The sequence below is a fragment of the Shewanella sp. W3-18-1 genome, assembly GCF_000015185.1.
In the GTDB taxonomy this organism is placed as follows: Bacteria; Pseudomonadota; Gammaproteobacteria; order Enterobacterales; family Shewanellaceae; genus Shewanella; species Shewanella putrefaciens.
In genome coordinates, this window is sequence record NC_008750.1 from 665,032 (window position 1) to 686,326 (window position 21,295).

The following is a 21,295-nucleotide window of genomic DNA, read 5'->3' on the forward strand; positions in this document are numbered from 1 at the left end:
TTTATCCATTATTTAGGTTTCCAATTGTTAATCATTCGTTGTAATCTGGATTGAGGCTATCTAGATTGGCTCATTAAATAGTCTCAATTAGGTCAAACCTAATTTTGCAGAGCTAATAAAACTATAACTATAACAATCAATCACGAGGTTTGAATGGAAGCAATTACGGAATTTGTTGGCCTAGTTAATGGCTTTGTCTGGGGCACACCTATGTTGGTGATGATCCTTGGTGTGGGTTTGTTTCTCTCTCTCGGGCTTAGATTGATGCCCATTCTTAAATTAGGTACAGGTTTTAAGCTACTCTGGTCTGGGCGAATTCCCGATAAAGATAAAAATGTGAAAGGAGATGTGAGCCCTTTTAATGCGTTGATGACGTCACTTTCAGCCACTATTGGTACAGGTAATATTGCGGGGGTTGCTACCGCGATTTTTATTGGAGGCCCTGGTGCCTTATTTTGGATGTGGTGTACAGCGTTAGTGGGGATGGCAACTAAGTTTGCAGAGGCCGTTTTAGCGGTGAAATACCGTGAAGTTGATGACCATGGTAACCATGTTGGTGGGCCTATGTATTACATCAAAAATGGCCTTGGTAAGAAGTGGGCTTGGTTAGGCACATTATTTGCGATTTTTGGTTCTCTTGCTGGTTTTGGTATTGGTAATACAGTACAGGCAAACTCAGTTGCAGATGCGTTAAGCAGTAACTTTGGGATTCCCGCTTGGGCTTCGGGCGTGGTGATGATGCTGTTAGTTGGTGCAGTATTGATGGGAGGGATTAAACGTATCGCCGATGTAGCGGGTAAGTTAGTGCCCTTTATGACAATTTTTTATATTACCGCGGGTTTAGCTGTGTTAGCTATGCATATTGAAGAGGTGCCTGCTGCATTTGCCTTGATTGTTCATAGTGCGTTTAATCCAGTTGCTGCCCAAGGTGGTTTTGCGGGGGCGGCAGTTTGGGCTGCCATTCGCTTCGGTGTCGCTCGCGGTGTGTTTTCCAATGAAGCAGGTTTAGGAAGTGCGCCTATCGCCCATGCCGCTGCGCAAACGAATAACCCTGTAGCGCAGGGGCTTGTTGCTATGCTTGGCACCTTTATCGATACCATTATTGTTTGTTCTATTACGGGACTAGCGATTGTGGTGTCAGGAGCATGGACTTCAGGTGAAAATGGTGCCGCATTGACTTCCTACGCCTTCTCCCACGCCTTACCGATGGGGAATTATATTGTCGCTGTAGCTCTGGCTATTTTTGCGTTTACAACCATTATTGGTTGGAGTTTTTATAGTGAGAAGTGTGTGCAATATCTCTTTGGTATTAAAGCAATAAAACCATTTCGCCTACTGTGGACGCTTGCGGTTCCCTTAGGTGCGGTGAGTTCTTTAGATTTCATTTGGCTATTAGCGGATACCTTAAACGCTATGATGGCTATTCCGAACCTTATTGCTTTAGTGCTGTTGAGTCCTGTGGTTTTCGGTTTGACGCGAGAATACTTTATTAAAAAACGCGCAGAAGAGACGGCAAAAGTGCGCACTTAATTGCCGATGCGACTGAGTGTTTTCGAACCAAAAGCTCACATATTGGTGAGCTTTTTAGTCGAGTTGGTTACGCGATTAGTCTGAGTTGTTATCAAACTCTGTATCATCAAATAACTCGTAGGCAGGAGATACGTTGGGGACATCCTTAAATAAGCGAGTGAAGTGACGCTGCACACCTTTTAAATCAATTCCAGCTAGGCCAGAGGCAAAACCAAACCATGCGTAAAGACCGCTAAAGTTATCAAACATAGGAGGTAGGTATTTTGGGGGGGTCAGAATCCCTTCTTGGCAGGCTTGATACAACACAGGGATATCTTCGATCGCCAATTTCCCTAAGAACAACATAGGGATGAGCTCGGGTAAGCCTGATGTAATTGCACTACGAATAAAGTTAATATTTTCTACATAACCGCGGACATAGGAAATATCTTTAGTGAAAAAGCTCCCCCCTTCTACCATACCGCCACGGAAAACCCTTTGAGTGACCCTATAGCTGTCCTTTGCACTGAGATTTAATTCTCTAAAATAGTTAAACACGTCGATAAAGTCTGCACCATTTTCCGCCATATCGACAGCCGCAACACGGTCGCTAATACGCCGAGCTCGGCCTGGATTGGAGCTTAAGGTCAACATTTCGAGCAATACAGCGAGCCCTTCTTGGGTTGCCGCTACACGTGGAGACCCCACACTGAGCCAAGTTGCGTGGGGTTGGGCTCTGCCATTAAGGGTTGTACCAACATGTACCCAGCCTTCATGAACCTCATATACATTGAGGTCTGACTCACTGAACATCGCTTTACTGTTGAGTTTAACGGTATCGCCGCCCACTGCGGCATCCGAAACAATACCGTCACTGAGGCGAACACGCATATCATCGCTATGGAAATACTTTTCTAAACGCTGACTTAGTACATGGACGGCTTCCGGTGCGCTAATAATTTTGGGGTGATGCTTATTCATATGTCGTGCTGCGGGCAGCGAGAATATATAACTCAGTTTATCGCCCAACTGACGCAGGGTATGGCGATCGCCATGCAATCTATGGTTTGCACTGCCGTATAATTCTTGACTGAGTTTACCAAAGGTCGGCGTACCTCTGTGGCCTAACATATCGACAACGAGACGATATTGATCGACGTTGGCAACTAATAATTTTCCAAGTTTGTCCCGTTTACCTAAACGTCTATGAATATCCTGTTTCAGGGCGATAAGTTCAGCTTGCGTTTTTATAGGGTCAAAAGGTAATGCTATGTTTTGATAGAAGTCTTGTTTAATCGCTGGAAGTGAAGAACCTTTGTTTGATAGAAAACGCTCTTCCATTTCCCTTGGCCATTTAATCGCATCGAGGATTTTTATGGGAGTTTGGATACGAATGAGTTCATCGGAAAAGCGGCGTAGATCTTGTTGGTACTGGGCTAACGACTCTGACATTTCCGTCATCCTGCGGGCTGTTTAAGCAATAGAAATTGACATAATCATAGCCTTTAACCCTATTGATTCCTATGGCTCTGCTAGGCTGATGTTAAAAATTTTAGATTAAATAATCAATTTTTCATCGATTTAAAGCATCACTCGGTGAAAAGTTCTACACAGGATCTGCGATATGAACGCTGGCGCGTTTGGCGCTGGGATGAGGAACTTATACTTATTTATATAAAGGTTGGATGGCTTCTCATTAAAACCAAGACATAAAAAGGCAAAATGATAAGGTTGGTGGTACTAAAAATTAATGCTCACCCAGCCGATGAAGTACTGGGTGATACTTGTCTATAATCGAGCAAAATATCTATGCTTGTCGGTTTGTAGCGTAAGCATAATGGTATTAGCCGGGCTTAAAAAAATTCGTCGTCTCCTAATGCACGTCGAAGTTCTGCGCGTTCGAGATAATCTTCTAAGCGTTTTTTGATTTCACGCTTATGCTGCATGGCTTCGGCTGCTTTGCTGTTTCTAGGGGTGGTCATCGCCTCAATTTCAGTATCGTTGGGCACGACTTCAATAATATGAGCCATAACGAATTCCTCATGTTGTTCCTAAAGACTTTCTATCTAAAAATAGTGTGGCAGAAAAGCAAAAAATTTTGTGAATTAGAGTAAAAATTTCTTCCCATTGGTTGAATCGCATACTGTCGCTTGTGGTAATAATAATGACATTTTTATATAGCAGTCTTCCTGTAATTTAACTCTATTTTGTGACTGAATACCTGATACTTTATTGTTAATTTATTGACTAATCCCTACTTAAATACTCAGACAAACTTGAATTAATTGACAACTACAACAACACTTTGATGATTAATGATTCGCTAGGGATGGCATATATGCACAAGGATGACTTTCCTAAATACTTTGACTCTCCTAAAAATTTTTATTTCAGCGTCCTAAGTTCCAGTTGGATGGTGATCACGGCTGCATTGTTTTTCATGGGCGTTTCTTGGTATGTCTTAGAGGTATATCTTAGAGATCGCGGAGAAGAGCGTTTTAATAATAATGTGCAGGAGCTAATTGAAGCCGTAAACAGCAGAATGATAGTGTATGAGCAGGTATTACGGGGGGGGATTGGGTTATTTCTTGCCTCTGATGGCGTGACCAGAGAAGAGTGGCAGACCTACGTAGTAAATGCGCGTTTGATTGAATATTACCCAGGTATTCAAGGCTTTGGTTACACTCCCTTACTGACTCCTGAAACCTTGGAGGCGCATGTCAATCAAGTTCGAACTGAAGGGTTTAGTGAATATAACGTTTATCCCCAAGGAGAGCGCGATCTCTATTGCGTCATTCAATACTTAGAGCCCTTTGATTGGCGTAACCAGAGGGCTTTTGGTTTTGACATGTGTTCAGAGACGAATCGACGCTCTGCCATACTCAGTTCTATAGCAACAGGGATGCCGACAATTTCAGGAAAGGTGATATTAGTTCAGGAAACCCAAGATAATACCCAATCGGGTTTTTTGATGTATTTACCCTTATATCAAGGGCAAGCGACTACTGATGAGGAGCGAAAACAGCGTGCCGTCGGTGTAATTTATGCAGCTTTTCGCATGGATGATTTGATGCAAGGGATTATGGGAAATAGATTTTCGGGTTTAACACTCGCTATTTACGATGGGGAAAATGCAAACGCTGAAAGTTTAATGTTTACTAGCAATAAATTGTTACCTAGTCCGCAGGATCTTTTTTATCAATCACAAACGGCAATCATTGAAGGCCGAGTATGGCGTTTAGATATTTCGTCAGAATCAGCCTTTATTTCTAGTTCGGAGCAAACCCAGAGTTTTTGGCTCCAATTGATTGGGTGCGGCTTTATATTAGCGTTATTTTACTCCGTGGTTGTGATGGCGCGTAATCGTTATCAAGAATCTAGGTTGACATCTGAACTTATCGCCAACGAGAAACGATTTAGATTAGTCATTGAAGCCTCGCCAAGCGCCCTATTTATGATTGATAGAACAGGCGTGATCACTTTAGTCAATACTCATGCCGAACGCTTATTTGGTTATGCCAGAGAAGAATTGCTTGGGCATTCAATCAATATGCTACTGCCTAAGGGATTGTGGGATATACATCAGCAGCATATGAGTAATTATTTGGTCCAGCCTATCGCAAAAAATATGTCTATGCGGGACGATTTATTTGGCTGTTGCAAGGATGGTAGCCGATTAGCGATTGAGGTTGGCTTAACACCAATCCATTTTAGTAATGGGCTCTCTATACTCGCGACAATCAATAATGTGTCAGAACGCAAACGTGTGGAAATTCAAAGAGCTCAACATACAAAAGAACTTGAGCGTATTAATCAAGAACTCGATCGTTTTGCCTATATTGCATCCCATGATCTTAAGTCTCCTTTAAGGGGGATTGAACAGTTGACGAGTTGGTTGGCGGAAGATCTTGTTGATAATACGAATGAAAATGTCCAAAAGTACTTAGGATTAATTCAAAATCGGATTCATCGCATGGTCTTGCTACTCGATGGATTATTAATGTTTTCCAGAATTGGTCGGGTTGATGCTGAAATTGTAGAGGTAGATGCGCGGCAGTTAATTGAGGATATGTTTGAGTTAGTCGCTCCTCCACAGGGATTTGAGTTATTGCTAGAGGGGGAATTCCCAAACTTTAAGACAGTCAAAACACTTTTGGAGTTGGTTGTTAGAAATTTAATGAGTAATGCCATAAAACACCACGATCGAGACACGGGTGTTATCAAAGTGCAATGTGAACCCAAAGGGGATGTATATTGGTTTAGTGTTGTTGATGATGGCCCAGGTATTTCAAAGGCTTATCATGGGAAAGTATTTGAAATGTTTCAGACGCTTAAACCAAGGGATGAAGTAGAGGGGAGTGGTTTAGGTTTATCACTGGTAAAAAAAACCATAGAAAGCTTAGGGGGAGAAATCAAACTAGAATCAGAGGGACGAGGTTGTCGTTTTCGATTCAGTTGGCCAGTACGTATAGTGAACAAGGAGGTTTTATGAGCAGTTCAAATAGCTACACTCAAGTGACAATTTTACTGGTCGATGACGATGATGTTGATTATATGGCTGTTCAGCGTGCAATGAAGCAGCTTCGCTTATTGAATCCTTTGATACGCGCCAGAGACGGACTTGAGGCGTTACATATTCTGACTAATCCCGAGGCGATTAAGGGGCCCTATCTCATACTGTTGGATTTAAATATGCCGAGGATGAATGGCTTTGAGTTTCTTGAGCATCTTCGATCCGATCCAACACTTTCTTCCTCTGTGGTTTTTATGTTAACCACCTCAAGTACCGATGAAGATCGGATGAAAGCCTATAGTCATCATGTGGCGGGCTATATGGTGAAAACGGATATAAAAGACGGTTTTAATAATATTTTTAATATGTTGGAAGGTTACTGGCGTATTGTTGAGCTTCCATCGGCATAGGATGGGCATATGGATTTACTACTAATCGATGATGATGAAGTGGATAGAACCGCGGTCATCAGAGCATTGAGGCAGTCAAAATTAGCGTTTAATGTCATTGAGGCAAATTGTGCGTTCGATGGATTAAACCTAGCGTTAGAACGCCATTTTGATGGCATTTTATTGGACTACATGCTGCCCGATGCCAATGGCCTCGAAGTGCTGATTAAACTCAATGCGATGACTCAAGACCAAACCGTAGTCGTGATGCTCAGCCGTTATGAAGATGAAAAGTTAGCCCAGCGCTGTATAGAACTGGGTGCTCAGGATTTCTTACTCAAAGATGAAGTTAATTCCCGTATTCTTACCCGAGCTATTCGTTACGCCAAACAACGAGCCTCAATGGCATTAGCACTACGTAATAGCCATCAAAAACTGAAAGAGCTAGCGGAGCATGATTCGCTGACGAAACTCGTTAACCGTTATGGGTTCGAGCTTTGTTTAAATCGAGCCATAGCTAGAGCCAAAAGGAGTAACAATTATTTAGCGGTAATTCTACTCGATCTAGATGATTTTAAAGCGATTAACGATACATTAGGTCACCAGACTGGCGATATCTTATTAGTCAAAGTGGCCTCTCGCTTAAGTGAGGTTCTGCGGGATGGTGATGTCATTGCTCGTTTAGGGGGCGATGAGTTTGTTGTCCTGGTGACGGATGATGATTACAAGTATTTTCCGATGATAGTGGCTAATCGACTGCTTAAGGCATTTGAGGAGGTTTTTTGCCTCGGGGATAATGATGTGCTGATTGGTGCCAGTATTGGCGTTGCTTTTTATAACGAGGCTGCATCAGACAGTTCCGAGTTGATGAAATGTGCCGATATTGCGATGTACCGCGCCAAGAAAATGGGGCGTAATCAGATCCAATTTTATTCTGAAGCCTTAGATAGAGAGGTGCGTTATCGCAATCATATCGAGTCAAGTCTTAGGGTTGCACTCAGACAGAATGAATTTAAGGTGTATTACCAAGCACAGGTTGATTCTTTGACCCATCAAATGGTCGGTATGGAAGCACTTATTCGTTGGCAGCATCTTAAAGACGGGGTTATCGCACCGGATCAGTTTCTCCCTATTGCAGAAGAGATGGGCCTGATGGAGGAGATTGGGGATTGGGTTCTCGCGGAGGCTTGTAGACAAGCTCAGATTTGGCTGACACAACTAAAACCCATTGGGCGTGATTTCACCATTGCGGTAAATTTATCAGCCTCACAAATAGCGCAGATTGATTTGCTGAGTAAAATTATCCAAACACTGGAATTAACGGGTTTACCTCCTACAGCACTAGAGTTAGAGATTACTGAGAATTGTTTGATTGAAGATCCCCATGAACACGCTAAAGTTTTAGATCAAATCGCTAAACTTGGTGTTCGTTTCGCCCTCGATGATTTTGGTACAGGATTTTCATCCTTAGAACACATCAAATTATTCCCTATCAGTGTATTGAAAATAGATAAAAGCTTTATCGCATCCTACGATAAAGATGAAAAAGACACTCGATTATTAGCCGCATTACTTAATTTTGCCTATGGTTTTAATGTTATTTCTGTCGCAGAAGGCGTGGAAACATTGGAACAGGCGGAGTTTTGTACGGCTCGCAATTGTAATATTTTGCAAGGATATTTATTCTCTCGGCCCTTAGAGGCAATAGACTTTGAGGCAAAATTTATTACACCATTACTCACAAAATTGTGAACCTTATCCAGTGGTCATTCCTGTAAACCGTTTTCATCTGGTGAGGAATATTTTCTTGCTTTACACTGAGCAATAGACAAATATCAGCCCCCCTTTTCTGATGCCGAATTTTGTTGTGTCAGAACTCTTTATTCACTGTGCTTAAGTGGGTCATTCCGTAATGAAAATAGGTATCTTATCCCAGTTTCCTCAACTGTATTCAACGCAACGTTTAGTCGCCGCCTGTGAGAGTCGTGGCCATGAAGCGGTTGTGATCAATACTCTGAACTGTTATATGAATATCAACTCGATCAAACCCAGTATTCATTATGAGGGACAGGAGTTGGTTGGATTCGATGCAATCATTCCTCGAATCCATGCAAGTGTGACTTTTTATGGTTGTGCAGTGGTACGTCAGTTTGAAATGATGGGTGTATTTGTGGCTAATGACTCGATTTCGATAGCCCGATCCCGTGATAAGTTAAGGGCATTGCAGTTGCTTTCTCGTAAAGGGATAGGTATGCCAATTACGGGGTTTGCGAATAAACCTAATGATATTCCTGATTTAATCAATATGGTGGGAGGTGCTCCCTTAGTGATTAAACTGCTTGAGGGTACTCAAGGTATTGGTGTTGTGTTAGCAGAGACGAAAACCGCGGCAGAGAGCGTGATCGAAGCTTTTTTAGGATTGAAAGCCAATATCTTAGTGCAGGAATATATTAAAGAGTCTAACGGAAGCGATATTCGCTGTTTTGTTGTAGGTGATAAAGTTGTCGCTTCGATGAAACGCCAAGGACCAGAAGGAGATTTTCGCTCTAATCTTCATTTGGGCGGTTGTGGTGAAACGGTAAAAATCACCTCCGTCGAGCGTAAGATGGCGATTGCAGCCGTAAAGGCCATGGGGCTTGTTGTCGCTGGTGTGGATATTTTACGCTCTAACCGTGGCCCTTTAATTCTTGAAGTGAACTCGGCACCTGGCATTGAAGGTATTGAACAAACCACAGGGATTTCAGTCACTGAACCGATAGTTGAATATATCGAGAAAATGGTTGCAGCGCGTAAAACAAATAGGCCAATCATTGCTTAATGGATCATTGCGATAGCACAACGCCACCGCTTAAGGTGGCGTTTTGATAACTTGTACTCGCTCGGGGTAGATAGTAAAGCTTAGAGGTCAAAGCTGTAGGAATAGCCTAAAACAATTTTAGTATCGTCATCGGTTAAGTCTGTATCTGCAACCATAAAGGATACGGTTCCCACACTAGTATCTGCACTTAGCGTCACGTTATAGTCGGCGTAGTTATCTTCACCAAACCAAGCTTCAACTACATCGCCCGTTGAATAACCATAATGCACTGATAAGCTCACCTTTTCAGTAAGTGGTATTGATACAGTAGCCGCAAGATAGCTCAAATCTTTATTATCTAAAGGCGATGCTGCTACATCATCTCCAGCATTAATGACATGGGAGTAGCTAAGCTCAATCCATTTCCAAGTAACAGCACCATGGAGTTCGCCGAAGTCGATACTTCCAGGTGCATCAGGATAGCCATAATAGAGATAACCTATGTCGTAACTAATATCTTCAGTGATATTACCTGCATAACCCACATAAAGATCGAGCTCATAGCTTGTTTCATCACCAAAATCCACATTCGATGCCCATGTGCCTGCATAAAATCCAGAATCATGGCTATAGTCAATTCCACCTTGGATGGCTACCGCATCGTCAGTTTGGGTTACACCACGCCATAGGTAATTTGATGTACCCCCTATATTGGCTGACACGGCAGCAAAGGCATTGGATGTCAGTAACATTCCTGTCGATAAGGCTAAAACGCTATACAGTGATTTTCTCATGCTCATCCCCTCGATTGATGTATTTATTGATTCACTTATGCCCATTTTGTTGGTGGCACTGGTGCATCTTGGTTTTTTTCTGAAGAGTGAGTTGCTAATCGTATGCCATTATTACAATCTTATGGAAAACATAATGTTATAAAAATGTTTGTCAGTTGTGCTTTTGGGTGTGCATGAAAATGGAGCAGGCACGCACTGTCGTTGTGCAATAAATCGTCATTTCGAGTTGAGTTTTGCGCAAAAAAAAACGCCTCACAAAGTAGGAGGCGTTTCATCACGAATGGTTTTATCTACGAATTAATTGACGCTATCGCGTAGGGTTTTACCGGCTTTAAACTTAGGCACAGTTGCTTCTGCAATTTGGATTTCTTTACCCGTTTGTGGGTTACGACCTGTGCGAGCTGCACGGGTGGCCGTTTCGAAAGAGCCAAAGCCCACGATAGAAATTTTGTCACCATTTTTCATGGATTCGGTGATAGCCGCTTCGAAAGACTTTAATGCGCGTGCTGCTTCCACTTTTGTTAGATCGGCATTTTCCGCAATCTTAGCGATAAGTTCAGTTTTGTTCATCTTTGTTGTCTCTTCTTTCCGTAGATTATTTAAGTAAGCGTGCCTAACATGCCATAAGGCTTCATACTTTGAAAGCCTTTTACTGCCAGAGAATAGAATGAAACGCGGTAAATTGGAGAATATTTACTCGGTTCGTGACTTAGGTTTTATTCTTCTAACAGTTGAAATAAGAGCTGCTTGACGAGTTGAGGTTCGAAGGGTTTATCGCACAGAGCATTGACGCCTGCCTGTGATACATTGCTTAAGTGGGTATCGTTGGCTTCTGAGGAGACCATTAAAATAGGGATATGGGATTGTTGGCTCTCGTTGCGAATAAATTGGGTCAATGCTAATCCATCAATACTGGGCATGTTATAGTCAGTAATGACCAGATCAAACATATTATTTCTCATTAACTCAATAGCTTGTGCGCCATCTTCTGCTTCGGTAATGAGCTTTATTCCTAAATTACCAATAGTTCGTTTGATGACATTTCTCGCCATACGACTGTCATCGACTACTAAAACGCGCACATCATGTACATCAAAATGGCTAAGATCGAGTTCATCATGGCTTAATAGATCGATGGTCGCGTTCAGGGCTTTACCTAAGTGCTCGGCATGGAAAGGCTTAGGTAAGATAGCGACTACGCCTGATTGTCTAAAAATCTCCAATTGCTCGCGACGGCATTCGCTCGACACCAACATAAACTGAATGTCTTTGTAGTCACTATTTACACGTAAATAGCTGAGTAGATCGATGGCAGTGCCATCTTCGAAATGCATTGCACTGGCGATGAGATCGGGTTTATGGCGGCCAACCACGGCTTTAGCCTCTTCGATATTTGCAGCCGTTTGAATGCTGACAATCCCTTCTTGTTGTAGATGCTGAATAATGATTCGGCGTTGCGTATCCGAAGGCTCTACTAAGAGAATGGATAATTCGTTGGGTGATAGATGACTCATAGTTTTCGTCGGTATTAGCTGAGGGTCTTTTATAGGATTGTTAAGCTACGCTATAAATAACAGCTTAGCAATAAATCCGCTATTACTCTGTTTTACCACTTAAATACTGGTAAGTGACTTTAGAAAATGCAGCCCAATATTGTACTAACAACATAGCAATTATGCCGATAACAAGTGGTAGCATCGGAATTTGCTTACCTGCAAAGAACACTTTTACGTCTTCTGGTGTGATACGGTAGGCAATCACCGCAGTGATACCAAGTGCTGAAAAACCGAGGGTTTGCATTCCAAGATAGATTTTAAGCACTAGGCTTGACCAAGGGGCTCGCATCAGGATACCAACTAGTACGGGAAGCACTCCTAAGGTAAATAAATCAAAGGATTGGGTTGTTATTGCTCGCCATAGTGCGGCTATGCTAAAGAGGCAATAGAGCGCTGTGAGTAAAATGAGACGTTTAGGCATTGAATGACTGATGGATTTCGTGGTCTTAGGATGAGGCAGTGTAGGAAAAGCGCTGAACTGAGTCCAGTATAACCGCATTATCATGTAGAATATTGCCTTTGCTTGGGTATAGTTAATAGGTTTAGGTTATGACAGAAGTTGAATTTTGGGCATTGGTTACGCGTACTGAGGCTGCACAACCACAGGAATCTTTAGTGCAGGCACTCAAGCAAAAACTCACCGAACTCAGTAATGAAGAATTAAAAGCTTTCGATAAAATATTTAGCCAACAGATGCGGCGTAGCTATTTATGGTCAGTATGGGGAGCGGCTTATATTATCACTGGGTGTGATTCTGAATATGCTTTTGCGGAGTTTAGATGTTTTCTTATTTCTTTAGGGCAAGAGCGTTATGATGCAGTTATTACACATCCTGATAGCCTAGCGCGTTTATCCGCATGGCCAGAGAAAGACGGATATGCCTATCCCTTTGTCGATGAGTACGACTTAATTGCTGGGCAGCTATATGAAGATAGGACGGGTCAAGAGTTACCTTTTATGCCATCGGGTAAAGCGACTCCTGTTGGTAAAAAATTTAGCACTAAACCTAAGGATCTTAAACAGCAATATCCTGAGTTAAGTGCCCGTTTTCCATTTTAAACGTTAATCATTAATCTCTGTGGAATAGGCCTTAATTGTCATTTTTCATTTTTTTGCATTGAAACCCTTGCTTGCGTGGATCAAATTCACAATTTAAACCACATTCCCAAGGGACATTATCATAGAGAGAAGATTGCACCCGGGCAAAATCTCGGCAGGCATCATAATGATCAAAATTATCTGTTTTTTTGTATTTTCCAGAGTCATACCCATGGGTGTAGATAAAGGATGACCAAGTTTGGTGATGGTCATCCTTACTGTCTGGGGAGATAAACCAAATCGCACTGGCGAAACAGGTAAAAAGAATAAGAATGAACACAGGTACAACGGGGAATTTCATTTTCTAATCGTAGCCATATAAACAATAGGCGAAGAATAACGTGTTTTTAATCAAGATGCGCGCAAAATGATCACAAATTTATAACGCTGCACTTACTTAGTGCAGTGTCGATACAAAAAGATACGTGTCAATTTACAGCAAAGTAAAATATTTTGTTTATTATACAAATGCTTGTGTTTATTTTATGTTCTTGAGACTGTTTTGCGTTAAGCTTTAGTTCAGGTTAGATTTTGTACTGTCAATATAGAAATGATTAGGCCTAGGAGGCAAGCATGAAAGTTCAATTCCTTTTACTCGCAGGGGTATTAAGTTGCAGTGCAGTGTGGGCCGCAGATGAAACATCAACCCATCCTGTCACGGAAGATGGTGTGGTGAAAATTGTTTGGCAAAATCCGAAGGATTTTCGCGATATTAAATCATCGGGGGAAGTTCAATCCCGTTATGAGACTCGCTTATTTGAGACCTTAACCAAGAATATCAATAAAGAAGCCGCTAAAATTTTAAAACCCAATCAAAAGCTTGAAATGATGGTTACCGATGTGGATTTAGCGGGGGATATGCGTCCAACATTTGGTGCAACGGCAAATGATTTACGGGTTGTGAAGGATATTTACCCACCACGAATCACCTTTAGCTACCAGGTGTTAGAGAATGATAAAGTGATCGTTGCTGGGGATGAAAAATTATCTGATATGGGGTTTTTAACGGGTATTCAGCCCTTAAACGATAAACCTTTTATGTATGAAACACAGATGCTAAACGACTGGTTAAAAAAGACCATCGCCCCTAAGATTTAGATGTAAAGCCATCTTAAGCGATTAATGCGTGTGGATTGAGTGCATTATTTTCCAACAGGCAAAATCCATTACTTGCGGATTTTGCCTGTTTTTTTGCCCTTGCACTCAGCGTGGACAAGCTATGTTCATTGCAATTATGGGTATGTTCCGGCGAGAGTAAGCCAACGCATAGGCTTATAAGTTTGTGGTAGCAGGCTTGCCCCTGTCTATCATCTGCCAGCATTTGTTGTGCTTGCCAATGTTCGGCACTATAGAACAATTGTTTATGGTGTTCAAAGTCAGTCAATATCCGCTGACAACGAGTTACGATTTGATCGCATGTACTAATTATCACAAAATCATCGCCTCCCACATGGCCAATAAAGCAGTTATCACTTTTATATTTCATTAATAAATTGGCCACTTCGCAAATCACTTCATCACCACGACAAAAACCATAAATATCGTTGTAGGGTTTAAAATGACACAGATCGAAATAAGCGAGGTAAAAAGGCTTTTGTTGAATTCTTAGTCGCTTTAGCTCTTCTTGTATAGGCACATTTCCCGGCAAGTCCGTAAGTGGATTAGCATGGCGTGCCATTTTAATTCTGTGCTCAGTTATGCGCTGTAATAGATCTTTGGTGTGACCAATGCCGAGCAATTTGCCACGGCGCAGAATAATAAATTGCTGTGCCACGGTATTTGCACTTTCTGACGTCAGTAGCTGACTAACAGTCGAAAGGGGCTCATTGGCTTCTATTTGCAGTACCTGAGGATCCATGACCTCACTAACGGCATGATTTTCATGTAATGCTCGACCATAGGGGGTGCTAAAAAGCTCAAGTAATGTTGCACGGCTAATAATACCTTGGGGTACTTGATCTTCAACCACAACAACTGCTTGCAGTGCAGGTTGGGAGATAAAAGTATCACTTAGATGTTTAAGCTTTAGGTTTGGTAGAACGGTAACGGCACCGCAACAGAGGCTTTCTGCTGACTCACTATATCGGGGTTGTGCTTGGGTATTATTGGGAACTAAGGTGGCTTTCATTGCTCTGCAGGGCATAGCCTCAGGACGACCGAGTAAATAACCTTGGCAATACACAATGCCAAGTTGTTTAAGTACTGCTAATTCCTCTTGAGTTTCAATCCCTTCGGCTATCACTTTACAGGTTAAACTCTGACAGAGTTCAACAATAGATCGCACAAATTCTTGTTTTACTGGGGTTGAGTCGATCTGATGGATAAAGTGACGATCAATCTTCACATAATCCGGTGACAGTTCTGACCAGAGTCTTAAGCCAGAATATCCCGCACCTAAATCGTCAATTGCCGTCATAAATCCTTGACTACGATAGTGATTTAAGCAGGATTTAAGCAGGTCTATATCATCCGCAGGATATTGCTCCGAGAGTTCAATCACTACCTGTGAAGGTGAAATCCCAAGCTGTTGCAATAGTTGCAGTGTCAAGCCTTTGGGGTAGCTGGGATCCAACAGTGCCTTGGGCGAGATATTGATAAATAGTCGCCCCTGAAACTGACGACATTTAAATTGCTCAAGTGAAATCCGTCGACAGAGGGTTTCGAGTTCACTGAGTTTACCCTGATGTTCGGCGGTCTGAAAAAGGGGAGCGGGTGAATATAATGGGCTGTGTTCTGGGCCGCGACTTAGGGCCTCAAATCCATGGATCTTGTGTTCTAATATATTGAAAATAGGCTGGAATAATGGACTGATAGCCCCTTTAGAAATTATTTTATCAAGCTCTTTAGCGAGATCTAAACTTGTCATTATTCAGCCCCTTCGTCTGTGTTTGCGGAGTCTATGACTTAGAAATGACAAAATGATGACAATTTTTGTGGCGTTAAAAGGGGCTTTCTCTGGTGCTAACAGGGTAAAGAAGAAAGGGAAAGCGCTAAACTTAACGAAAAATTTTAGCGCTTAGATAAATAAGTTAGCTCTGTTTTTTAAAGACCTGAAGCGTTTTCAATAGGATACCTAATTGGCGCACATAGGTTTCAAGTGCGACAGGATCGAGCGTCGGTTGGCTCTCTAATGTGGTTAAATCATCAACAAGCTCTTGCACGTAGGGCAAAAAACGATTACTCGAAATGATAAATCCTTGATCTGCCGTAAAGATGCTGGTGAATTTTCCATAGCCCGCTTTTTTCAGTTCATCTAATTTAGCGTCGGCATCTATGGCTTGGCGATAGGCGGTTTGAAGGTTTTCTTTCAGTTGCTCTATAACCTTAGTGTGTGGCATAACAGCGTCTCATTGTAAAATTTGCAGGAATTATAAGGGGCAAAGGATATGGCAACAAGCCACAGACGACTCATCGCCGCAATCAGTTGTGTGACATTATTTTTTCATGCCGCAATTTTTGCGGCACCAAGCGATAAACCGCCGTTTTATCAAGTGCAGTGGCAGGGTAAAAGTGCCTATTTGTTGGGATCAATTCATATTGGTAATCGCGATTTTTATCCCTTACCTGAGCAAATTGAAACAGCATTTAGCAAAGCCAAGGGGTTAGTGGTTGAAGTCGATATGAATAAAGTCGATAGCCGCGCGCTATTGCAAAAGTATGGGATGGCAGATGGCACTAAGGGCTTAGATTGGCAGAACCGCGATAAGCAAACTGTTGAGAGTATGACGCTTTACTGTGCGAGTAGAGCAAGTGTATGTCAGTCAATTCAATCATTTGCACCTTGGTTACAGGCGACTCAACTCAATCTCTTACGTTACAATGGCTTAGGTTATAGCACTGATTATGGTGTTGATGCACAGTTGATGGCTCGTAATAAAACACTGCCAGTGTTTGAGCTGGAAACCGCAGAATCTCAATTTCAGTTGTTAGCTACGTTCGACAGCCAAGAGCAGTGGTCTATGGTGCGAGATGCGATTAGTGTGTCGGATGATGAGCTTTTATCGCTGATAACGGCGTGGCGTTCGGGTGACGAGACCGAACTTGATACTATTATGCAAGAACAGATGGGCGGCGAGGGTGATACTCGAATTATAGATAAGATCCTATGGCAGCGAAATCACACAATGGCCGAGGGTATTCTTAAGCTTATGGATGTCAGTGATGTGCCAGCACCGTTATTTGTGGTGATTGGGGCTGGTCATGTTGTGGGTGATAAGAGTGTTGTGCAGTTACTTAAACAGGCGGGTGCTAAGGTGACCGCCTGTTGGAGTGATACTTGTCTTTAACATCACGTTGGTTCAGTCGAGGTGCTATGTTCCTCGACTAATACCTAAGAAATGGACATATCTGCCAAGTGATATATACGGCTCGTGCTGGGAATATTCGAGTTCCATCTGCAGAAGTTTTTGGTAATCAAAATCTGCAGCTTGGCTCTTTTTCAAGTAATCGTGGATAACCCTCACCCCAGATTGGCTTATTAACGTCATTTCCCAATCCATAAACCATTGCTTAACCTCTTGAATATAAAGCGGGTGTGTGGGGGTTAGCCTCACTTTTTTCTTTACTTTAAGATCTGCGGCCACGTAGTCAAAATTTCCTGATATTAAGGCATGGAAACGCATTGCTTCTTTGTTATAAAACATCAGTGAAAACAACCCATTGGGTTTTAGCATCGTCAGCAATCCTTCCATCGTACGCTGGGCATCGGTAAGCCATTCAACTACGGCATGGCACAGTATGAGATCGAAAACACCATGTTGTTCAACTGATAATGCTTGGATAGGGGCATGGATAAGCTCAATATTTAAAGGCTCGGTAGAGGCATCAATATGTGCTTGGGCTTGGATAAGCATCTCTTGTGAGATATCGCAAAGTACGACTTCATGGCCAAGGCGTGCCAGCTTTTGGCTAAAGAAACCAAAGCCACCGCCAGCATCTAAAATTCGGAGTTTTTTATCGCCAAATGGGGCTAACGCAGAGCTGAGATCTCGCCATAACACGGCTGCACGAATTTCCCCTTTTGGGGTGCCATAAATATTTTTCGCAAACTTGTGCGCGAGCTTATCAAAATTCTTATCTTGCACGTGTAAATTAACTTAAAGAGTGTGGGGTAATAGTGTGGCACAGACGAAATATTTTCGCACTCTGTAGGTATTATCTTTCAAGTTAGCTTACTTATTCACTCATAAAATTAGCTAACACAATGATTTTATTGATGGTAAATATTCCTACTAAACTTAGGGATACACAGATCTCTATCCCCTAGGTTATAATCACGCCGTTTTCAACAAACCTGACTCTTTCGCTGTCCATTCAAAGAGTCTGCATCACCCTTTTTAAGACGCAGCACAGCCCGTTTTACACTCGTTTTTAGCTTGATTTATCAGATGTCACCCGTCTGAGCGAGGTAATTTATGGCTATCTGTGCTAAGGGATAGTTAATTAAAAGGTACACAGACTTGAATAATGCATATTGTGTTGAGTTGAACGCGATGCCGTCGCTGCTTTCTCTTTATCGCAAGATATTTTTTGGCCGCAAACCAGGTTGGGATCAACAGCCATTGCCTCACATTAGAGTGACTGCACCTGATGTTACCGTCTCAGAAGCAAAAGTGAGTCAATACGCCCAAGTTTGTGGTTTCCAGTTTGATGGTAACCTGCTACCTCCAACTTATTTATACGTGATGGCGTTTCGTTTACACGCGGTGATTTTTACCCATGATGGTATTACATTTCCATTACTTGGCATGATCCACCTTAAAAACCGTATCCAAGTATATCGTCCAACCACAGTCAACGAAAAATATTCCTTTGAGTGTGCGTTAACGACAAGTCGTGAAACGGATTCAGGCTTGGAGTTTGAATTTGTTTCTAAAGTGTATGTTGGTGAGGAGTTAGTGTGGGAATCACTCTCGACCTATTTATATCGTATTGAAACCGCAGGTCGCCGCGTTCGCCCACCTAAGGCGATTGAAATGGAATGGGATGCTCCGCAAGCGTGGGAGCTGGGGGAAGATCTGGGCCGTCGGTATGCAAAGGCATCCGGTGACTATAACTTGATCCATTTGCATCCATTGTTATCAAAGCGATTTGGCTTTGATCGCGTACTCGCCCATGGTATGTGGTCTAAAGCCCGCTGTTTGGCTGAGTTAATGCCTGAACTTGGTACTCGCCCATTCACTGTCGATGTGACATTTAAGCTGCCACTCTTAATGCCTGCACAGGTCGGGTTTGGTTATGAGAAAAACGAGGATAATTGGGTGTTTGAGCTTAGAGACAGTAAAGGTCGCCGTCCACATCTGAGCGGTGAAATATATTTTTAGTATTAAACAATAAACGGCGCCGATGGCGCTGTTTGCTTATAAGAAATCAGTAATTAACCTTTTCGGCGACTGTATCTCTTAAGATCAATCACCTAATATCCGCCATATTCAAGCGATGTTGTTTATTACAATCACACCTATTTATCCGGAATACTTCAAAGGAGAAACCGACGCATGCTGACCGATATGGAGATTTCAAGCCGTGCCAGTTTAACAAATGTGGCAGAGCTTGGCGCAGAGTTAGGCTTATTACCGGAAGAAATGCTTCTATTTGGTAGCACAAAAGCTAAGGTAGATTTAAGTGTTCAGCAGCGTTTAGCGGGTCAAAGTCGGGGAAAACTGATTATTGTCACTGCTGTCACCCCAACACCCCACGGTGAAGGTAAAACAGTGACAAGTATTGGGCTAACTCAATCCTTAAAGGCCATAGGTAAAAAAGCCTGTGCCTGCATTCGCCAACCGAGTATGGGGCCCGTCTTTGGCGTCAAAGGTGGCGCAGCGGGTGGCGGTTATGCACAGGTTGTACCTATGCAGGAACTTAACTTGCATTTAACGGGTGATATTCATGCTGTCAGCAGTGCCCATAATTTAGGTGCCGCCGCGATTGCGGCGAGGCTTTTCCATGAGTCACGTTTAGGTAAAGTGGAATTTGAGGCGCAATCTGGACAAGCCTTTTTGGATATCGATCCTGCGCAGATCCGCTGGCATAGGGTGCTTGACCATAATGATCGTTGTCTGCGACAGGTCCAGGTTGGACTGGGGGAAAACAACGGTCCTGTATATGAGTCTGGTTTTGATATTACGGCTGCATCTGAATTAATGGCTATTTTGGCCTTGAGCGCTAATTTGGCGGATATGCGGGCCCGCATTGGGCGATTAGTTCTAGCACTTAATCGCCAAGGGCAGGTGATAAGCGCAGAAGATTTAGGGGTCGCAGGCGCTATGACGGCGATTATGGTGGATGCGATTAAACCCACATTGATGCAGACCTTAAATGGCGCACCATGCCTCATTCATGCAGGCCCCTTTGCCAATATTGCCCACGGAAACTCCTCGATTATTGCCGATGATATCGCTTTAAAACTTGTGGACTATGTGATCACCGAAGGGGGCTTTGGTTCCGATATGGGATTCGAGAAGTTCTGTAATATCAAGGTGCGTCAGTCCGGGCAAGTCCCAAGTGCCGCGGTGTTAGTGACGACATTAAAAGCGCTTAAGGCAAATAGCGGTATTGAGTCAGACACAGATATCAATACTCCTGATGAGATTCGTCTAGAGGCAGGATTTGCTAATTTACACTGGCATATTAACAATGTGGCACGCTATGGCATTCCCGTCGTCGTGGCAATCAATCGCTTTGCCACGGATACCGAAGCTGAGTTGCAATGGTTAATCAACGCCGTTAACCAAACTGCGGCATTTGGTTGTGAGGTCAGTGATGCTTTTAGCCAAGGTGAAGCGGGGGCTATTGAACTTGCATATACTGTGGTTCGCGCCGCTGACACTCAGAGCCAGTTTAGGTTGTTATATCCGGATGATGCTTCTTTAGAGGCTAAGTTATCCACTTTAGCTGAGGTTGGTTATGGTGCGGCGGGCATCAGTCTCTCGGATGAAGCTAAGCAACAAGTGAGGGAGTTTACCTCACTCGGTTATGCTTATTTACCTGTGTGTATGGCAAAAACACCCCTATCGATTAGTCACGATCCTATGCAAAAGGGCGTCCCGAAAGATTTTATTGTGCCAATCCGCGCTTTAGTGCTGAATGCGGGGGCGGGTTTTGTTACAGCATTAGTGGGCAATGTGATGACAATGCCTGGTCTTGGTATAAAGCCAGGTTATCTCAAGATTGATATTGATGAGGCTGGAGAGATTATTGGTTTAGGTTAGGTGCTGAGGTTGTCATCGCTAGTGCTTAAAATGAATGGTATCGCAGTGGGTTGATTGTTTGTTACCATGGATTGGGCCTGATTTTAGGCTTGCATAATAGTGTCAATAGTCAAAGTAAAACTAAACTCTGAGCCTTAACCTAGGGCTCAGAGTGTATGCTAAGTGTTATTGTATAACTTGTTCTTGGCTCTTTAACGAATGCTCTACGTAGTAAATCCCGCCCAAAATTAATGCGCCGAAAATCACTATACCTAAGATAATTCCTAAGTTTTCACGGAAAAATGCTAGCATTTCTAGTTGCCTTTTGGTGGATGGAAAAAGAGACGAATGCCGAGAATTCACTGAGGAGCTTTCATCGACATAAAACTAAATACACTATAGTTACACTCACTTAAGCTAATCTTAAATAGCCTATTTTATGAGAGTTTG

The 21,295-nt window shown here is 42.7% G+C and carries 21 protein-coding genes; 10 read left to right on the forward strand and 11 right to left on the reverse strand.

The window, feature by feature from the left end; translation table 11 throughout:
• Window positions 1-153: 153 nt before the first annotated feature.
• Complete coding sequence (locus SPUTW3181_RS03155) at window positions 154-1,530, forward strand: alanine/glycine:cation symporter family protein (protein WP_011787990.1); 1,377 nt, start codon at window positions 154-156, stop codon at window positions 1,528-1,530.
• Window positions 1,531-1,605: 75 nt separating this feature from the next.
• On the opposite strand, the gene SPUTW3181_RS03160 is transcribed toward SPUTW3181_RS03155, so the two are convergent.
• A complete protein-coding gene (locus SPUTW3181_RS03160; protein ID WP_011787991.1) occupies window positions 1,606-2,961 on the reverse strand; it encodes a flavohemoglobin expression-modulating QEGLA motif protein in 1,356 nt (451 codons plus the stop codon).
• A gap of 401 nt (window positions 2,962-3,362) precedes the next feature.
• Entirely contained in the window at window positions 3,363-3,539 is a 177-nt protein-coding gene (locus SPUTW3181_RS03165; protein ID WP_011787992.1) for a PA3496 family putative envelope integrity protein, read from the reverse strand.
• 308 nt (window positions 3,540-3,847) lie between these two features.
• On the opposite strand from SPUTW3181_RS03165, the gene SPUTW3181_RS03170 reads away from it, so the two are divergent.
• From SPUTW3181_RS03170 to rimK, 4 genes are all read left to right on the forward strand, one after another.
• A complete protein-coding gene (locus SPUTW3181_RS03170) occupies window positions 3,848-6,001 on the forward strand; it encodes a CHASE domain-containing protein (RefSeq protein WP_011787993.1) in 2,154 nt (717 codons plus the stop codon).
• Window positions 5,998-6,432, forward strand: a complete 435-nt coding sequence (locus SPUTW3181_RS03175; protein WP_011787994.1) for a response regulator — start codon at window positions 5,998-6,000, stop codon at window positions 6,430-6,432. The genes SPUTW3181_RS03170 and SPUTW3181_RS03175 overlap by 4 nt, the downstream gene beginning before the upstream one ends.
• 9 nt (window positions 6,433-6,441) lie before the next feature.
• Window positions 6,442-8,163: a putative bifunctional diguanylate cyclase/phosphodiesterase gene (locus SPUTW3181_RS03180; RefSeq protein ID WP_011787995.1), complete on the forward strand. Its 1,722-nt coding sequence runs from the start codon at window positions 6,442-6,444 to the stop codon at window positions 8,161-8,163.
• 160 nt (window positions 8,164-8,323) lie between these two features.
• On the forward strand, window positions 8,324-9,229 hold the full coding sequence (gene rimK / locus SPUTW3181_RS03185; RefSeq protein ID WP_011787996.1) for a 30S ribosomal protein S6--L-glutamate ligase: 906 nt from the start codon (window positions 8,324-8,326) through the stop codon (window positions 9,227-9,229).
• 80 nt (window positions 9,230-9,309) lie between these two features.
• On the opposite strand, the gene SPUTW3181_RS03190 is transcribed toward rimK, so the two are convergent.
• From SPUTW3181_RS03190 to SPUTW3181_RS03205, 4 genes are all read right to left on the reverse strand, one after another.
• Window positions 9,310-10,002, reverse strand: coding sequence for a TorF family putative porin (locus tag SPUTW3181_RS03190; RefSeq protein WP_011787997.1), 693 nt, complete (start codon window positions 10,000-10,002; stop codon window positions 9,310-9,312).
• Window positions 10,003-10,299: 297 nt separating this feature from the next.
• Entirely contained in the window at window positions 10,300-10,572 is a 273-nt protein-coding gene (locus tag SPUTW3181_RS03195) for an HU family DNA-binding protein (protein WP_006079990.1), read from the reverse strand.
• Between the two features lie 146 nt (window positions 10,573-10,718).
• Entirely contained in the window at window positions 10,719-11,516 is a 798-nt protein-coding gene (locus SPUTW3181_RS03200; RefSeq protein ID WP_011787998.1) for a response regulator, read from the reverse strand.
• Window positions 11,517-11,598: 82 nt separating this feature from the next.
• The gene (locus SPUTW3181_RS03205; RefSeq protein WP_041408313.1) at window positions 11,599-11,979 is read right to left on the reverse strand and encodes a hypothetical protein; all 381 of its coding nucleotides are present in this window, start codon (window positions 11,977-11,979) and stop codon (window positions 11,599-11,601) included.
• A 128-nt stretch (window positions 11,980-12,107) separates the two neighbouring features.
• Here SPUTW3181_RS03205 and SPUTW3181_RS03210 point away from each other — a divergent pair, with 128 nt between their 5' ends.
• Entirely contained in the window at window positions 12,108-12,617 is a 510-nt protein-coding gene (locus SPUTW3181_RS03210) for a DUF4240 domain-containing protein (protein ID WP_011788000.1), read from the forward strand.
• A 31-nt stretch (window positions 12,618-12,648) separates the two neighbouring features.
• Here SPUTW3181_RS03210 and SPUTW3181_RS03215 read toward each other — a convergent pair whose 3' ends face one another.
• The gene (locus SPUTW3181_RS03215) at window positions 12,649-12,957 is read right to left on the reverse strand and encodes a hypothetical protein (RefSeq protein WP_011788001.1); all 309 of its coding nucleotides are present in this window, start codon (window positions 12,955-12,957) and stop codon (window positions 12,649-12,651) included.
• Between the two features lie 272 nt (window positions 12,958-13,229).
• On the opposite strand from SPUTW3181_RS03215, the gene SPUTW3181_RS03220 reads away from it, so the two are divergent.
• A complete protein-coding gene (locus SPUTW3181_RS03220) occupies window positions 13,230-13,754 on the forward strand; it encodes a DUF3016 domain-containing protein (protein WP_011788002.1) in 525 nt (174 codons plus the stop codon).
• Between the two features lie 13 nt (window positions 13,755-13,767).
• Here the strand turns inward: SPUTW3181_RS03220 and SPUTW3181_RS03225 are convergent, their stop codons facing one another.
• Together SPUTW3181_RS03225 and SPUTW3181_RS03230 are read right to left on the reverse strand one after the other, a co-directional pair.
• Entirely contained in the window at window positions 13,768-15,522 is a 1,755-nt protein-coding gene (locus tag SPUTW3181_RS03225; RefSeq protein WP_011788003.1) for a GGDEF domain-containing protein, read from the reverse strand.
• A gap of 163 nt (window positions 15,523-15,685) precedes the next feature.
• Window positions 15,686-15,994, reverse strand: a complete 309-nt coding sequence (locus SPUTW3181_RS03230; RefSeq protein ID WP_011788004.1) for a hypothetical protein — start codon at window positions 15,992-15,994, stop codon at window positions 15,686-15,688.
• 48 nt (window positions 15,995-16,042) lie between these two features.
• On the opposite strand from SPUTW3181_RS03230, the gene SPUTW3181_RS03235 reads away from it, so the two are divergent.
• On the forward strand, window positions 16,043-16,942 hold the full coding sequence (locus tag SPUTW3181_RS03235) for a TraB/GumN family protein (protein ID WP_011788005.1): 900 nt from the start codon (window positions 16,043-16,045) through the stop codon (window positions 16,940-16,942).
• A 24-nt stretch (window positions 16,943-16,966) separates the two neighbouring features.
• Here the strand turns inward: SPUTW3181_RS03235 and SPUTW3181_RS03240 are convergent, their stop codons facing one another.
• Window positions 16,967-17,740: a methyltransferase domain-containing protein gene (locus SPUTW3181_RS03240; protein ID WP_011788006.1), complete on the reverse strand. Its 774-nt coding sequence runs from the start codon at window positions 17,738-17,740 to the stop codon at window positions 16,967-16,969.
• Window positions 17,741-18,148: 408 nt separating this feature from the next.
• Between SPUTW3181_RS03240 and SPUTW3181_RS03245 the strand changes: the two genes are divergently transcribed.
• Entirely contained in the window at window positions 18,149-18,979 is an 831-nt protein-coding gene (locus tag SPUTW3181_RS03245) for a MaoC/PaaZ C-terminal domain-containing protein (RefSeq protein ID WP_011788007.1), read from the forward strand.
• A gap of 174 nt (window positions 18,980-19,153) precedes the next feature.
• Window positions 19,154-20,866 (forward strand): formate--tetrahydrofolate ligase, encoded by a 1,713-nt coding sequence (locus SPUTW3181_RS03250; RefSeq protein WP_011788008.1) that lies wholly within the window; start codon window positions 19,154-19,156, stop codon window positions 20,864-20,866.
• A 165-nt stretch (window positions 20,867-21,031) separates the two neighbouring features.
• Here the strand turns inward: SPUTW3181_RS03250 and SPUTW3181_RS22220 are convergent, their stop codons facing one another.
• Window positions 21,032-21,157: a hypothetical protein gene (locus SPUTW3181_RS22220; protein WP_041407955.1), complete on the reverse strand. Its 126-nt coding sequence runs from the start codon at window positions 21,155-21,157 to the stop codon at window positions 21,032-21,034.
• Window positions 21,158-21,295 lie beyond the last annotated feature (138 nt).

Bases quoted from the DNA above. Each gene is read 5' to 3' on its own strand.
- SPUTW3181_RS03225 (WP_011788003.1), bottom strand. From the start codon at position 15,522: ATGACAAGTTTAGATCTCGCTAAAGAGCTTGATAAAATAATTTCTAAA.
- SPUTW3181_RS03200 (WP_011787998.1), bottom strand. From the start codon at position 11,516: ATGAGTCATCTATCACCCAACGAATTATCCATTCTCTTAGTAGAGCCT.
- SPUTW3181_RS03245 (WP_011788007.1), top strand. From the start codon at position 18,149: ATGCCGTCGCTGCTTTCTCTTTATCGCAAGATATTTTTTGGCCGCAAA.
- SPUTW3181_RS03210 (WP_011788000.1), top strand. From the start codon at position 12,108: ATGACAGAAGTTGAATTTTGGGCATTGGTTACGCGTACTGAGGCTGCA.
- SPUTW3181_RS03175 (WP_011787994.1), top strand. From the start codon at position 5,998: ATGAGCAGTTCAAATAGCTACACTCAAGTGACAATTTTACTGGTCGAT.
- SPUTW3181_RS03170 (WP_011787993.1), top strand. From the start codon at position 3,848: ATGCACAAGGATGACTTTCCTAAATACTTTGACTCTCCTAAAAATTTT.
- SPUTW3181_RS03205 (WP_041408313.1), bottom strand. From the start codon at position 11,979: ATGCCTAAACGTCTCATTTTACTCACAGCGCTCTATTGCCTCTTTAGC.
- SPUTW3181_RS03230 (WP_011788004.1), bottom strand. From the start codon at position 15,994: ATGCCACACACTAAGGTTATAGAGCAACTGAAAGAAAACCTTCAAACC.
- SPUTW3181_RS03160 (WP_011787991.1), bottom strand. From the start codon at position 2,961: ATGTCAGAGTCGTTAGCCCAGTACCAACAAGATCTACGCCGCTTTTCC.
- SPUTW3181_RS03165 (WP_011787992.1), bottom strand. From the start codon at position 3,539: ATGGCTCATATTATTGAAGTCGTGCCCAACGATACTGAAATTGAGGCG.
- SPUTW3181_RS03195 (WP_006079990.1), bottom strand. From the start codon at position 10,572: ATGAACAAAACTGAACTTATCGCTAAGATTGCGGAAAATGCCGATCTA.
- SPUTW3181_RS03250 (WP_011788008.1), top strand. From the start codon at position 19,154: ATGCTGACCGATATGGAGATTTCAAGCCGTGCCAGTTTAACAAATGTG.
- SPUTW3181_RS03215 (WP_011788001.1), bottom strand. From the start codon at position 12,957: ATGAAATTCCCCGTTGTACCTGTGTTCATTCTTATTCTTTTTACCTGT.
- SPUTW3181_RS03235 (WP_011788005.1), top strand. From the start codon at position 16,043: ATGGCAACAAGCCACAGACGACTCATCGCCGCAATCAGTTGTGTGACA.
- SPUTW3181_RS03220 (WP_011788002.1), top strand. From the start codon at position 13,230: ATGAAAGTTCAATTCCTTTTACTCGCAGGGGTATTAAGTTGCAGTGCA.
- rimK (WP_011787996.1), top strand. From the start codon at position 8,324: ATGAAAATAGGTATCTTATCCCAGTTTCCTCAACTGTATTCAACGCAA.
- SPUTW3181_RS03155 (WP_011787990.1), top strand. From the start codon at position 154: ATGGAAGCAATTACGGAATTTGTTGGCCTAGTTAATGGCTTTGTCTGG.
- SPUTW3181_RS03180 (WP_011787995.1), top strand. From the start codon at position 6,442: ATGGATTTACTACTAATCGATGATGATGAAGTGGATAGAACCGCGGTC.
- SPUTW3181_RS03190 (WP_011787997.1), bottom strand. From the start codon at position 10,002: ATGAGAAAATCACTGTATAGCGTTTTAGCCTTATCGACAGGAATGTTA.
- SPUTW3181_RS22220 (WP_041407955.1), bottom strand. From the start codon at position 21,157: ATGCTAGCATTTTTCCGTGAAAACTTAGGAATTATCTTAGGTATAGTG.